We start from the raw sequence: 14216 nt of genomic DNA, 5'->3' as shown, positions 1-14216 counted from the left end.
CAGAGGAATTGTATTACTCGTTATTTTCTTCTAATTTTAATCGTTCTCTAATTAATGTCGCTCGCCTCTCGTCTCGTTGATCGGGCGATAAGACTGTTTCAGCATATCTTTGTAAAAATCCAGGCTGGGTCACAATCATTAGTTCATTTAAGATACTAGCTGAAATCCCTTCAATTAATCCTAAATCAATTCCCAATCTGACGTCAGATAAACGTCTTGTTGCTTCTTTTGAATCAATAACATAACTATGGGAAAGGATTCCAAGCGATCTGTGCACACGATCCATAAGTTTTAAATAAGAATGATCGAGTAATGAACCACGGGCTGACCGCTCTTGTTGAATCAGTTGCTTCACCACGCCTTGAAGTTCATCAATAATATCTTGTTCAGATTTACCTAACGTCATTTGATTTGAGATTTGAAATAAATTTCCTAAAGCTTCGCTACCTTCTCCGTAAATCCCTCTAACAACGAGACCCAATTGATTAATTGCTGGCAAAATACGTTGTAATTGCTGGGTAATGGCGAGAGCAGGTAAATGCATCATGACCGATGCACGCATCCCTGTACCAACATTTGTCGGACAACTAGTTAAATACCCATACTGTTTATCGTATGCATAAGTAAGGTGAGACTCCATCCAATCATCTAAAGAACTTGCAGCTTGAAACCCATGTTCAAGATCAAATCCCGATGTTAGTACTTGTATACGCAGATGATCTTCTTCGTTCACCATAATACTCACAGACTCGTCTTTACTTAATAAAACCGCGCCATGCTTAGACTGCTCTGCTAAATGTGGACTAATGAGATGTTTCTCTACAAGCATTCGTTTATCGTTTGTTTTCATTTCATCCATTGTCAACATTTCTGCATTTCCAAGTGCATTACTTTGTGTCGATGCTAATGCTTCTTTCACGTACTGAGTAACTGTATAGGCCTCTTCTTTTGATGATAATAAGGGGAAGGAGAATGCGTTCATGTTTCTTGCTAATCTTATTCGGCTACTTAAAACAATATCCGATTCGACCCCGTCTTTTTTCATCCAAGGACTAATCGCATGCTCTAAGAACTGATTTAAACTCACTCGTCTTCCCCTCCTTCTTTAGGTCGATCTTTTTGCTTCGTTAATGCCCTAATTTCATCTCGAAGCTCTGCGGCCTTTTCAAATTCTTCTCTTTGAATGTGTTCATTTAAGGTTGCTCGCATTTCTTCAATTCTTTGCTCAATTTGAATTGACTCACCAATTCGTTTTGGAATTTTTCCGCTGTGTTTATTATTTCCACCGTGCACTCTTCGAAAGACTGAAGAGAGTTTGTTTGAAAATGTATCATAACAAGTCGCACAACCAAAACGTCCAATATGAAGAAATTTTTCATAGCTCAGTCCACAATTAGGACATTTTATCGCAACTTTTTCTTTTGTATCTCTCTGCGAGGAGCTACTATCCTCTGTATTAAATAAGCCAGAAAAAAGGTGGTGGATAGAGAAACTGTCACTTCCCGGTATAGCCTCGCCTTTTTCTCTTGCGCAGTGTTCACATACATGCATCTCTGTTTTTTTTCCATTAACAATTTTTGTGAAATGTAATGTCGCTTGTCGCACATTACACTCTTGGCATACCATGATCATCACCCCTTTATCTATTACCGATTTTCTGTATACTTAAGCGTTTCAATCATCGCTTTTAAAAGATTTGCACGGATTTCATCTCGATGTTCAATGGTCGACTTATAAAGCTCTCTTTCTAAAATACTAGACATTAGCTTCGCTTCACGTTTTGTTATGGCTTCTTCTTCAAAAAGACGAAACACAATATTTTGAGCTGTTTGTTGATCAATTTTTAAGCCAATTAACTGTTGCATATGATCAAATAAAGCGGCATCTTCGTGGGACTCTACTTTCGTAATTCGTATATAGCCGCCACCACCGCGCTTGCTTTCGACTACATAGCCTTTTTCTAAAGTAAAACGTGTACTAATCACATAATTGATCTGTGAAGGTACACATTGAAATTGTTTTGCAAGCTCGCTTCGCTTTATTTCCAGTAGCTCTTTGCCACTACGAGTCAATGTCATTTTTAAATATTGTTCAATTAAGTCCGTTATATTGCTCATAAATCAACCCTCCTAGTAAAGGACAACATTGACTTTGACTATATTTGACTATTAATAACTTTATTATAAGCTGTTTACTAAAAAACTTCAACAACTAACTCTTCTCTATTATCGCCAAAGTCTCTGCTTCTAGACCTATCTCCAGTAGATTGTTTTAATTTTTTTGAAAAGGGTAATTCTGTTTGTTAGGAAGGTGAATATTTATGCGAATACACATGTTGAAACGCGAACAGCATTTGAACATAACGCTCGACCAAGCCTGGGAATTTTTTTCGAGCGCTAAAAATCTTCAAGCCATTACACCTAAGTATATGAACTTCACAATTACAAACGATCCCGGAAAAACTATTTATACTGGCCAATTGATTACTTATAAAGTGAGGCCTCTTTTATCAATTCCACTAACTTGGGTTACAGAGATTACCCAAGTTGAAAATCAATCCTACTTTATTGATGAGCAGCGTTTTGGCCCTTTTAAACTCTGGCACCACCAGCATCATTTTTCAGAAACAGAAGACGGTGTCAATATGATTGACATTATTCACTATAGCCTACCCTTTTCATTTCTTGGGGGAATGGCTCATCGTTTAATGGTAAAGAAACGATTAGAAGAGATTTTTGACTATAGGTATAAGACGTTAGAAAAAGAGTTCAACGAAAAAATAGATTAACATGTGGCAACAGCCTTTGGTTCCGCTATGATTTTCTACGGGGATGTTTCACACGCTCTTTTTATGATTGTGTATTCCTACTGACTTTATGGATCTCGGTTCGTGTTTTTTCACTCTGCATGCTTTCTTTTTAAATTTGCTTCTTCAAAGCGCAGCTCTTTTGCGTCTCTTTATACACAAAAAAAGACACCTATTCAGGTGTCTTTCTGCTTGCCTGGCAACGTCCTACTCTCACAGGGGGAAGCCCCCAACTACCATCGGCGCAAAAGAGCTTAACGACCGTGTTCGGCATGGGAACGGGTGTGACCTCTTTGCTATTGCCACCAGACTATGAAAAGAATCGTTGATTCTTTCAAAACTAAATCTAGAAATCAAACTCAAGTCAAGAAAAAAATTAGGATAAGCCCTCGACCGATTAGTATCAGTCCGCTCCATGTGTCGCCACACTTCCACTTCTGACCTATCAACCTCATCATCTCTAAGGGGTCTTACTGGCTTACGCCATGGGAAATCTCATCTTGAGGGGGGCTTCATGCTTAGATGCTTTCAGCACTTATCCCGTCCATACGTAGCTACCCAGCGATGCTCCTGGCGGAACAACTGGTACACCAGCGGTATGTCCATCCCGGTCCTCTCGTACTAAGGACAGCTCCTCTCAAATTTCCTACGCCCGCGACGGATAGGGACCGAACTGTCTCACGACGTTCTGAACCCAGCTCGCGTGCCGCTTTAATGGGCGAACAGCCCAACCCTTGGGACCTACTTCAGCCCCAGGATGCGACGAGCCGACATCGAGGTGCCAAACCTCCCCGTCGATGTGGACTCTTGGGGGAGATAAGCCTGTTATCCCCAGGGTAGCTTTTATCCGTTGAGCGACGGCCCTTCCATACGGCACCGCCGGATCACTAAGCCCGACTTTCGTCCCTGCTCGACTTGTAGGTCTCGCAGTCAAGCTCCCTTATGCCTTTGCACTCTACGAATGATTTCCAACCATTCTGAGGGAACCTTTGGGCGCCTCCGTTACTGTTTAGGAGGCGACCGCCCCAGTCAAACTGCCCACCTGACAATGTCCCTGACCCGGATCACGGGTCGAGGTTAGAATGTCAGCACCATCAGGGTAGTATCCCACCGACGCCTCCACCGAAGCTAGCGCTCCGGTTTCCTAGGCTCCTACCTATCCTGTACAAATGGTACCAACACTCACTATCAAGCTACAGTAAAGCTCCATGGGGTCTTTCCGTCCTGTCGCGGGTAACCTGCATCTTCACAGGTACTATAATTTCACCGGGTCTCTCGTTGAGACAGTATCCAAGTCGTTGCACCATTCGTGCGGGTCGGAACTTACCCGACAAGGAATTTCGCTACCTTAGGACCGTTATAGTTACGGCCGCCGTTTACTGGGGCTTCAATTCAGAGCTTCTCCCTTACGGGATAACCCCTCCTCTTAACCTTCCAGCACCGGGCAGGTGTCAGCCCCTATACTTCGCCTTGCGGCTTGGCAGAGACCTGTGTTTTTGCTAAACAGTCGCTTGGATCTATTCACTGCGGCTCTCTCAGGCTATTCACCTTAATAGAGCACCCCTTCTCCCGAAGTTACGGGGTCATTTTGCCGAGTTCCTTAACGAGAGTTCTCCCGAGCGTCTTAGAATTCTCTTCTCGCCTACCTGTGTCGGTTTGCGGTACGGGCACCTGTATTCTAACTAGAGGCTTTTCTCGGCAGCGGAGGATCAGGGATTTCGGACCCTTGGGTCCTTCACGGTCACAGCTCAGCCTTCACGGAACACGGATTTGCCTATGTTCCAGCCTTGCATGCTTCGACGCGCACAGCCAGCGGCGCGCTCACCCTACCTTTCTGCGTCCCCCCATCGTTCAAACAAATACGAGGTGGTACAGGAATATCAACCTGTTGTCCATCGCCTACGCTTTTCAGCCTCGGCTTAGGTCCCGACTAACCCTGAGCGGACGAGCCTTCCTCAGGAAACCTTGGGCTTTCGACGGAGGGGATTCTCACCCCTCTTTTCGCTACTCATACCGGCATTCTCACTTCCAAGCACTCCACTAGTCCTCACGATCTAGCTTCACAGTCCTTGGAACGCTCCCCTACCCAATCCCTACTGGGATTGCCATAGCTTCGGTGATACGTTTAGCCCCGGTACATTTTCGGCGCAGAGTCACTCGACCAGTGAGCTATTACGCACTCTTTCAATGATGGCTGCTTCTAAGCCAACATCCTGGTTGTCTAAGCAACTCCACATCCTTTTCCACTTAACGTATACTTGGGGACCTTAGCTGATGGTCTGGGCTGTTTCCCTCTTGACTACGGATCTTAGCACTCGCAGTCTGACTCCCGAGTTAAAGTTTTTGGCATTCGGAGTTTGACTGAATTCGGTAATCCTGTGGGGACCCCTCGTCCAATCAGTGCTCTACCTCCAAAACTCATCACTCGAGGCTAGCCCTAAAGCTATTTCGGGGAGAACCAGCTATTTCCGAGTTCGATTGGCATTTCACCCCTACCCACACCTCATCCCCGCATTTTTCAACATGCGTGGGTTCGGGCCTCCAGTCGGTGTTACCCGACCTTCACCCTGGACATGGGTAGATCACCCGGTTTCGGGTCTACGACAACGTACTCACTCGCCCTATTCAGACTCGCTTTCGCTGCGGCTCCGCCTCATCAGCTTAACCTTGCACGTTATCGTAACTCGCCGGTTCATTCTACAAAAGGCACGCCATCACCCATTAACGGGCTCTGACTAGTTGTAGGCACACGGTTTCAGGATCTCTTTCACTCCCCTTCCGGGGTGCTTTTCACCTTTCCCTCACGGTACTGGTTCACTATCGGTCACTAGGGAGTATTTAGCCTTGGGAGATGGTCCTCCCGGATTCCGACGGGGTTTCACGTGTCCCGCCGTACTCAGGATCCACTCTGGAGGAAACGAAGTTTCAGCTACAGGGCTGTTACCTACTTCGGCCTGTCTTTCCAGACAGTTCACCTACTCCGTTTCTTTGTAACTCCGTATAGAGTGTCCTACAACCCCAAGAGGCAAGCCTCTTGGTTTGGGCTGATTCCGTTTCGCTCGCCGCTACTCAGGAAATCGCATTTGCTTTCTCTTCCTCCGGGTACTTAGATGTTTCAGTTCCCCGGGTCTGCCTCTACCTACCCTATGTGTTCAGGTAGGAGTACCATCCCATTACGGATGGTGGGTTCCCCCATTCGGAAATCTCCGGATCAAAGCTTACTTACAGCTCCCCGAAGCATATCGCTGTTCGTCGCGTCCTTCATCGGCTCCTAGTGCCAAGGCATTCACCGTGCGCCCTTTCTAACTTATCCATTTTACTTTTAAAAAGTAATTGGTTAACCTAAAAGGTTTATGAATTCTTGACGTCTCGTTCAAACAGTTTAAAACCGATGAACAAAACTTTATTTGAGTTGATTTTAGATTTAGTTTTCAAAGAACCTGCCTACATGAAGGTCGGTACCACGCATTTAGCTTGGTTCCATACCCTATTAGGCTATAGATGAATGAATTTGAGTTCATTCAAAACTGAACAAAAGATCCGAAGCGTTATATGACCAACGGTCATATATCGACTAGAGTAAATACTCCATAGAAAGGAGGTGATCCAGCCGCACCTTCCGATACGGCTACCTTGTTACGACTTCACCCCAATCATTTGTCCCACCTTAGGCGGCTGGCTCCAAAAGGTTACCTCACCGACTTCGGGTGTTACAAACTCTCGTGGTGTGACGGGCGGTGTGTACAAGACCCGGGAACGTATTCACCGCGGCATGCTGATCCGCGATTACTAGCAATTCCGGCTTCATGCAGGCGAGTTGCAGCCTGCAATCCGAACTGAGAATGGCTTTATGGGATTGGCTCCACCTCACGGCTTCGCTGCCCTTTGTACCATCCATTGTAGCACGTGTGTAGCCCAGGTCATAAGGGGCATGATGATTTGACGTCGTCCCCACCTTCCTCCGGTTTGTCACCGGCAGTCACCTTAGAGTGCCCAACTAAATGCTGGCAACTAAGATCAAGGGTTGCGCTCGTTGCGGGACTTAACCCAACATCTCACGACACGAGCTGACGACAACCATGCACCACCTGTCACTTTGCCCCCGAAGGGGAAGCTCTGTCTCCAGAGTGGTCAAAGGATGTCAAGACCTGGTAAGGTTCTTCGCGTTGCTTCGAATTAAACCACATGCTCCACTGCTTGTGCGGGTCCCCGTCAATTCCTTTGAGTTTCAGCCTTGCGGCCGTACTCCCCAGGCGGAGTGCTTAATGTGTTTACTTCGGCACTACGGGCATCGAAACCCCTAACACCTAGCACTCATCGTTTACGGCGTGGACTACCAGGGTATCTAATCCTGTTTGCTCCCCACGCTTTCGCGCCTCAGCGTCAGTTACAGACCAGAGAGTCGCCTTCGCCACTGGTGTTCCTCCACATATCTACGCATTTCACCGCTACACGTGGAATTCCACTCTCCTCTTCTGCACTCAAGCTCCCCAGTTTCCAATGGCCGCTCGGGGTTGAGCCCCGAGATTTCACATCAGACTTAAGAAGCCGCCTGCGCGCGCTTTACGCCCAATAATTCCGGACAACGCTTGCCACCTACGTATTACCGCGGCTGCTGGCACGTAGTTAGCCGTGGCTTTCTGGTGAGGTACCGTCAAGGTGCCGGTAGTTACGCCGGCACTTGTTCTTCCCTCACAACAGAGCTTTACGACCCGAAGGCCTTCCTCACTCACGCGGCGTTGCTCCGTCAGACTTTCGTCCATTGCGGAAGATTCCCTACTGCTGCCTCCCGTAGGAGTCTGGGCCGTGTCTCAGTCCCAGTGTGGCCGATCACCCTCTCAGGTCGGCTACGCATCGTCGCCTTGGTAAGCCGTTACCTTACCAACTAGCTAATGCGCCGCAGGTCCATCCCTTAGTGACAGCCGAAACCGTCTTTCAAAAGAAAATCAGGCGATTCTCTTTATTATCCCGTATTAGCTCCGGTTTCCCGGAGTTATCCCAGTCTAAGGGGCAGGTTACCTACGTGTTACTCACCCGTCCGCCGCTAACTTCCGGGAGCAAGCTCCCTTCTGTCCGCTCGACTTGCATGTATTAGGCACGCCGCCAGCGTTCGTCCTGAGCCAGGATCAAACTCTCCGTTAAAAGTGTTTGACTTGCTCATTTGCACAATTTAAAGCTGTGTCTAACTTCATTGACGAGATACCTTGTATCTCTTTTACGCTTGGCTTTTGTTCAGTTTTCAAAGAACTCGTTTGCGCCTCAATCTCTCTTGGCGACTCTTAGTACTCTACATGACATTATCTTGAATGTCAAATAGTTTTTTAAAAGTTTTTTGGTGGAGCCTAGCGGGATCGAACCGCTGACCTCCTGCGTGCAAAGCAGGCGCTCTCCCAGCTGAGCTAAGGCCCCATTACATGGTCGGGAAGACAGGATTTGAACCTGCGACCCCTTGGTCCCAAACCAAGTGCTCTACCAAGCTGAGCTACTTCCCGTAATGGCGCGCCCGAGAGGACTCGAACCTCTAACCGCTTGATTCGTAGTCAAGTACTCTATCCAATTGAGCTACGGGCGCATATTAAATTTAAAATGGTGCCGAGGGCCGGACTTGAACCGGCACGGTTGTCACCAACCGCAGGATTTTAAGTCCTGTGTGTCTGCCAATTCCACCACCCCGGCAAAATTAATTGGCAAAAGCGGAAGACGAGATTCGAACTCGCGACCCCCACCTTGGCAAGGTGGTGTTCTACCACTGAACTACTTCCGCACACAATTAGTAATTGTGAGTGCGGGTGAAGGGACTTGAACCCCCACGTCATAAAGACACTAGATCCTAAGTCTAGCGCGTCTGCCAATTCCGCCACACCCGCAAATATATGGTGAGCCATGAAGGATTCGAACCTTCGACCCTCTGATTAAAAGTCAGATGCTCTACCAACTGAGCTAATGGCTCTGACTTCAAGAAACATGGTGCCGGCCAGAGGACTTGAACCCCCAACCTACTGATTACAAGTCAGTTGCTCTACCAATTGAGCTAGACCGGCACATGGTGGAGGATGACGGGATCGAACCGCCGACCCCCTGCTTGTAAGGCAGGTGCTCTCCCAGCTGAGCTAATCCTCCAACGTATTATCTTGTTTTCAAATAACAAAGAAAATATGTAAGCCTGGCAACGTCCTACTCTCACAGGGGGAAGCCCCCAACTACCATCGGCGCAAAAGAGCTTAACGACCGTGTTCGGCATGGGAACGGGTGTGACCTCTTTGCTATTGCCACCAGACTATGAAAAGAATCGTTGATTCTTTCAAAACTAAATCTAGAAATCAAACTCAAGTCAAGAAAAAAATTAGGATAAGCCCTCGACCGATTAGTATCAGTCCGCTCCATGTGTCGCCACACTTCCACTTCTGACCTATCAACCTCATCATCTCTAAGGGGTCTTACTGGCTTACGCCATGGGAAATCTCATCTTGAGGGGGGCTTCATGCTTAGATGCTTTCAGCACTTATCCCGTCCATACGTAGCTACCCAGCGATGCTCCTGGCGGAACAACTGGTACACCAGCGGTATGTCCATCCCGGTCCTCTCGTACTAAGGACAGCTCCTCTCAAATTTCCTACGCCCGCGACGGATAGGGACCGAACTGTCTCACGACGTTCTGAACCCAGCTCGCGTGCCGCTTTAATGGGCGAACAGCCCAACCCTTGGGACCTACTTCAGCCCCAGGATGCGACGAGCCGACATCGAGGTGCCAAACCTCCCCGTCGATGTGGACTCTTGGGGGAGATAAGCCTGTTATCCCCAGGGTAGCTTTTATCCGTTGAGCGACGGCCCTTCCATACGGCACCGCCGGATCACTAAGCCCGACTTTCGTCCCTGCTCGACTTGTAGGTCTCGCAGTCAAGCTCCCTTATGCCTTTGCACTCTACGAATGATTTCCAACCATTCTGAGGGAACCTTTGGGCGCCTCCGTTACTGTTTAGGAGGCGACCGCCCCAGTCAAACTGCCCACCTGACAATGTCCCTGACCCGGATCACGGGTCGAGGTTAGAATGTCAGCACCATCAGGGTAGTATCCCACCGACGCCTCCACCGAAGCTAGCGCTCCGGTTTCCTAGGCTCCTACCTATCCTGTACAAATGGTACCAACACTCACTATCAAGCTACAGTAAAGCTCCATGGGGTCTTTCCGTCCTGTCGCGGGTAACCTGCATCTTCACAGGTACTATAATTTCACCGGGTCTCTCGTTGAGACAGTATCCAAGTCGTTGCACCATTCGTGCGGGTCGGAACTTACCCGACAAGGAATTTCGCTACCTTAGGACCGTTATAGTTACGGCCGCCGTTTACTGGGGCTTCAATTCAGAGCTTCTCCCTTACGGGATAACCCCTCCTCTTAACCTTCCAGCACCGGGCAGGTGTCAGCCCCTATACTTCGCCTTGCGGCTTGGCAGAGACCTGTGTTTTTGCTAAACAGTCGCTTGGATCTATTCACTGCGGCTCTCTCAGGCTATTCACCTTAATAGAGCACCCCTTCTCCCGAAGTTACGGGGTCATTTTGCCGAGTTCCTTAACGAGAGTTCTCCCGAGCGTCTTAGAATTCTCTTCTCGCCTACCTGTGTCGGTTTGCGGTACGGGCACCTGTATTCTAACTAGAGGCTTTTCTCGGCAGCGGAGGATCAGGGATTTCGGACCCTTGGGTCCTTCACGGTCACAGCTCAGCCTTCACGGAACACGGATTTGCCTATGTTCCAGCCTTGCATGCTTCGACGCGCACAGCCAGCGGCGCGCTCACCCTACCTTTCTGCGTCCCCCCATCGTTCAAACAAATACGAGGTGGTACAGGAATATCAACCTGTTGTCCATCGCCTACGCTTTTCAGCCTCGGCTTAGGTCCCGACTAACCCTGAGCGGACGAGCCTTCCTCAGGAAACCTTGGGCTTTCGACGGAGGGGATTCTCACCCCTCTTTTCGCTACTCATACCGGCATTCTCACTTCCAAGCACTCCACTAGTCCTCACGATCTAGCTTCACAGTCCTTGGAACGCTCCCCTACCCAATCCCTACTGGGATTGCCATAGCTTCGGTGATACGTTTAGCCCCGGTACATTTTCGGCGCAGAGTCACTCGACCAGTGAGCTATTACGCACTCTTTCAATGATGGCTGCTTCTAAGCCAACATCCTGGTTGTCTAAGCAACTCCACATCCTTTTCCACTTAACGTATACTTGGGGACCTTAGCTGATGGTCTGGGCTGTTTCCCTCTTGACTACGGATCTTAGCACTCGCAGTCTGACTCCCGAGTTAAAGTTTTTGGCATTCGGAGTTTGACTGAATTCGGTAATCCTGTGGGGACCCCTCGTCCAATCAGTGCTCTACCTCCAAAACTCATCACTCGAGGCTAGCCCTAAAGCTATTTCGGGGAGAACCAGCTATTTCCGAGTTCGATTGGCATTTCACCCCTACCCACACCTCATCCCCGCATTTTTCAACATGCGTGGGTTCGGGCCTCCAGTCGGTGTTACCCGACCTTCACCCTGGACATGGGTAGATCACCCGGTTTCGGGTCTACGACAACGTACTCACTCGCCCTATTCAGACTCGCTTTCGCTGCGGCTCCGCCTCATCAGCTTAACCTTGCACGTTATCGTAACTCGCCGGTTCATTCTACAAAAGGCACGCCATCACCCATTAACGGGCTCTGACTAGTTGTAGGCACACGGTTTCAGGATCTCTTTCACTCCCCTTCCGGGGTGCTTTTCACCTTTCCCTCACGGTACTGGTTCACTATCGGTCACTAGGGAGTATTTAGCCTTGGGAGATGGTCCTCCCGGATTCCGACGGGGTTTCACGTGTCCCGCCGTACTCAGGATCCACTCTGGAGGAAACGAAGTTTCAGCTACAGGGCTGTTACCTACTTCGGCCTGTCTTTCCAGACAGTTCACCTACTCCGTTTCTTTGTAACTCCGTATAGAGTGTCCTACAACCCCAAGAGGCAAGCCTCTTGGTTTGGGCTGATTCCGTTTCGCTCGCCGCTACTCAGGAAATCGCATTTGCTTTCTCTTCCTCCGGGTACTTAGATGTTTCAGTTCCCCGGGTCTGCCTCTACCTACCCTATGTGTTCAGGTAGGAGTACCATCCCATTACGGATGGTGGGTTCCCCCATTCGGAAATCTCCGGATCAAAGCTTACTTACAGCTCCCCGAAGCATATCGCTGTTCGTCGCGTCCTTCATCGGCTCCTAGTGCCAAGGCATTCACCGTGCGCCCTTTCTAACTTATCCATTTTACTTTTAAAAAGTAATTGGTTAACCTAAAAGGTTTATGAATTCTTGACGTCTCGTTCAAACAGTTTAAAACCGATGAACAAAACTTTATTTGAGTTGATTTTAGATTTAGTTTTCAAAGAACCTGCCTACATGAAGGTCGGTACCACGCATTTAGCTTGGTTCCATACCCTATTAGGCTATAGATGAATGAATTTGAGTTCATTCAAAACTGAACAAAAGATCCGAAGCGTTATATGACCAACGGTCATATATCGACTAGAGTAAATACTCCATAGAAAGGAGGTGATCCAGCCGCACCTTCCGATACGGCTACCTTGTTACGACTTCACCCCAATCATTTGTCCCACCTTAGGCGGCTGGCTCCAAAAGGTTACCTCACCGACTTCGGGTGTTACAAACTCTCGTGGTGTGACGGGCGGTGTGTACAAGACCCGGGAACGTATTCACCGCGGCATGCTGATCCGCGATTACTAGCAATTCCGGCTTCATGCAGGCGAGTTGCAGCCTGCAATCCGAACTGAGAATGGCTTTATGGGATTGGCTCCACCTCACGGCTTCGCTGCCCTTTGTACCATCCATTGTAGCACGTGTGTAGCCCAGGTCATAAGGGGCATGATGATTTGACGTCGTCCCCACCTTCCTCCGGTTTGTCACCGGCAGTCACCTTAGAGTGCCCAACTAAATGCTGGCAACTAAGATCAAGGGTTGCGCTCGTTGCGGGACTTAACCCAACATCTCACGACACGAGCTGACGACAACCATGCACCACCTGTCACTTTGCCCCCGAAGGGGAAGCTCTGTCTCCAGAGTGGTCAAAGGATGTCAAGACCTGGTAAGGTTCTTCGCGTTGCTTCGAATTAAACCACATGCTCCACTGCTTGTGCGGGTCCCCGTCAATTCCTTTGAGTTTCAGCCTTGCGGCCGTACTCCCCAGGCGGAGTGCTTAATGTGTTTACTTCGGCACTACGGGCATCGAAACCCCTAACACCTAGCACTCATCGTTTACGGCGTGGACTACCAGGGTATCTAATCCTGTTTGCTCCCCACGCTTTCGCGCCTCAGCGTCAGTTACAGACCAGAGAGTCGCCTTCGCCACTGGTGTTCCTCCACATATCTACGCATTTCACCGCTACACGTGGAATTCCACTCTCCTCTTCTGCACTCAAGCTCCCCAGTTTCCAATGGCCGCTCGGGGTTGAGCCCCGAGATTTCACATCAGACTTAAGAAGCCGCCTGCGCGCGCTTTACGCCCAATAATTCCGGACAACGCTTGCCACCTACGTATTACCGCGGCTGCTGGCACGTAGTTAGCCGTGGCTTTCTGGTGAGGTACCGTCAAGGTGCCGGTAGTTACGCCGGCACTTGTTCTTCCCTCACAACAGAGCTTTACGACCCGAAGGCCTTCCTCACTCACGCGGCGTTGCTCCGTCAGACTTTCGTCCATTGCGGAAGATTCCCTACTGCTGCCTCCCGTAGGAGTCTGGGCCGTGTCTCAGTCCCAGTGTGGCCGATCACCCTCTCAGGTCGGCTACGCATCGTCGCCTTGGTAAGCCGTTACCTTACCAACTAGCTAATGCGCCGCAGGTCCATCCCTTAGTGACAGCCGAAACCGTCTTTCAAAAGAAAATCAGGCGATTCTCTTTATTATCCCGTATTAGCTCCGGTTTCCCGGAGTTATCCCAGTCTAAGGGGCAGGTTACCTACGTGTTACTCACCCGTCCGCCGCTAACTTCCGGGAGCAAGCTCCCTTCTGTCCGCTCGACTTGCATGTATTAGGCACGCCGCCAGCGTTCGTCCTGAGCCAGGATCAAACTCTCCGTTAAAAGTGTTTGACTTGCTCATTTGCACAATTTAAAGCTGTGTCTAACTTCATTGACGAGATACCTTGTATCTCTTTTACGCTTGGCTTTTGTTCAGTTTTCAAAGAACTCGTTTTGTTTTAGCAACTTTTATATCTTAACAGAAGCCAAAACCCTTGTCAATCATGTTTTTTATCTTTTTTTGTGTCGTTCGCGTCTGTCGCGGCGACAAGAAATAATATACCACCCTCAGAAAAAAACCGCAAGTCTTTTTTGAAACTTTTTTTAGAAATTCATCCACTACCCAAAATCCATTGAGGGTAGT

4 protein-coding genes, 9 tRNA genes and 6 rRNA genes are annotated in these 14216 nt (G+C 48.8%); 1 reads left to right on the top strand and 18 read right to left on the bottom strand.

Annotation, left to right across the window (positions count from 1 at the left end; genetic code table 11):
- Positions 1 to 13: 13 nt before the first annotated feature.
- Genes mcsB through ABC361_RS00435 form a run of 3 tightly spaced genes read right to left on the bottom strand, consistent with a single transcriptional unit; the run spans position 14 to position 2117 of the window.
- Positions 14 to 1087: a protein-arginine kinase McsB gene (gene mcsB / locus ABC361_RS00445; RefSeq protein ID WP_413072191.1), complete on the bottom strand. Its 1074-nt coding sequence runs from the start codon at positions 1085 to 1087 to the stop codon at positions 14 to 16.
- A complete protein-coding gene (gene mcsA, locus ABC361_RS00440) occupies positions 1084 to 1626 on the bottom strand; it encodes a protein-arginine kinase activator protein McsA (protein WP_413072190.1) in 543 nt (180 codons plus the stop codon). Before mcsA ends, mcsB begins: the two co-directional genes overlap by 4 nt.
- 20 nt (positions 1627 to 1646) lie before the next feature.
- The gene (locus ABC361_RS00435) at positions 1647 to 2117 is read right to left on the bottom strand and encodes a CtsR family transcriptional regulator (RefSeq protein WP_413072189.1); all 471 of its coding nucleotides are present in this window, start codon (positions 2115 to 2117) and stop codon (positions 1647 to 1649) included.
- A gap of 203 nt (positions 2118 to 2320) precedes the next feature.
- Here ABC361_RS00435 and ABC361_RS00430 point away from each other — a divergent pair, with 203 nt between their 5' ends.
- The gene (locus ABC361_RS00430; protein WP_413072188.1) at positions 2321 to 2788 is read left to right on the top strand and encodes an SRPBCC family protein; all 468 of its coding nucleotides are present in this window, start codon (positions 2321 to 2323) and stop codon (positions 2786 to 2788) included.
- A gap of 212 nt (positions 2789 to 3000) precedes the next feature.
- Here the strand turns inward: ABC361_RS00430 and rrf (ABC361_RS00425) are convergent.
- The 15 genes from rrf (ABC361_RS00425) to ABC361_RS00355 form a co-directional block, all read right to left on the bottom strand.
- Positions 3001 to 3116, bottom strand: a 5S ribosomal RNA gene (gene rrf, locus ABC361_RS00425).
- Positions 3117 to 3183: 67 nt separating this feature from the next.
- Positions 3184 to 6119, bottom strand: a 23S ribosomal RNA gene (locus tag ABC361_RS00420).
- Between the two features lie 281 nt (positions 6120 to 6400).
- A 16S ribosomal RNA gene (locus ABC361_RS00415) occupies positions 6401 to 7948 on the bottom strand.
- Between the two features lie 191 nt (positions 7949 to 8139).
- Positions 8140 to 8215: transfer RNA gene (locus ABC361_RS00410), tRNA-Ala, on the bottom strand.
- Positions 8216 to 8221: 6 nt separating this feature from the next.
- Positions 8222 to 8298: transfer RNA gene (locus ABC361_RS00405), tRNA-Pro, on the bottom strand.
- Positions 8299 to 8301: 3 nt separating this feature from the next.
- Positions 8302 to 8378, bottom strand: a tRNA-Arg gene (locus ABC361_RS00400).
- 15 nt (positions 8379 to 8393) lie between these two features.
- A tRNA-Leu gene (locus ABC361_RS00395) sits at positions 8394 to 8482 on the bottom strand.
- 16 nt (positions 8483 to 8498) lie between these two features.
- A tRNA-Gly gene (locus ABC361_RS00390) sits at positions 8499 to 8570 on the bottom strand.
- Positions 8571 to 8590: 20 nt separating this feature from the next.
- Positions 8591 to 8673, bottom strand: a tRNA-Leu gene (locus ABC361_RS00385).
- 7 nt (positions 8674 to 8680) lie between these two features.
- Positions 8681 to 8756: transfer RNA gene (locus tag ABC361_RS00380), tRNA-Lys, on the bottom strand.
- 15 nt (positions 8757 to 8771) lie between these two features.
- Positions 8772 to 8847 (bottom strand) — tRNA-Thr (locus tag ABC361_RS00375).
- A gap of 3 nt (positions 8848 to 8850) precedes the next feature.
- Positions 8851 to 8926: transfer RNA gene (locus tag ABC361_RS00370), tRNA-Val, on the bottom strand.
- Positions 8927 to 8967: 41 nt separating this feature from the next.
- Positions 8968 to 9083, bottom strand: a 5S ribosomal RNA gene (gene rrf, locus ABC361_RS00365).
- Positions 9084 to 9150: 67 nt separating this feature from the next.
- Positions 9151 to 12086 (bottom strand): 23S ribosomal RNA (locus tag ABC361_RS00360).
- 281 nt (positions 12087 to 12367) lie between these two features.
- Positions 12368 to 13915: ribosomal RNA gene (locus ABC361_RS00355) — 16S ribosomal RNA — on the bottom strand.
- Together the 16S, 23S and 5S rRNA genes with 9 tRNA genes alongside form the textbook arrangement of a ribosomal RNA operon.
- Positions 13916 to 14216 lie beyond the last annotated feature (301 nt).

Source organism: Shouchella phoenicis (assembly GCF_047238345.1).
Taxonomy (GTDB): Bacteria; Bacillota; Bacilli; order Bacillales; family Bacillaceae_D; genus Shouchella.
This window is presented reverse-complemented; position numbering and strand designations above follow the sequence as displayed.

What these genes read in the sequence shown, in the direction of transcription:
- mcsA (WP_413072190.1), bottom strand. Translation starts at nt 1,626, where the DNA reads ATGGTATGCCAAGAGTGTAATGTGCGACAAGCGACATTACATTTCACA.
- ABC361_RS00430 (WP_413072188.1), top strand. Translation starts at nt 2,321, where the DNA reads ATGCGAATACACATGTTGAAACGCGAACAGCATTTGAACATAACGCTC.
- ABC361_RS00435 (WP_413072189.1), bottom strand. Translation starts at nt 2,117, where the DNA reads ATGAGCAATATAACGGACTTAATTGAACAATATTTAAAAATGACATTG.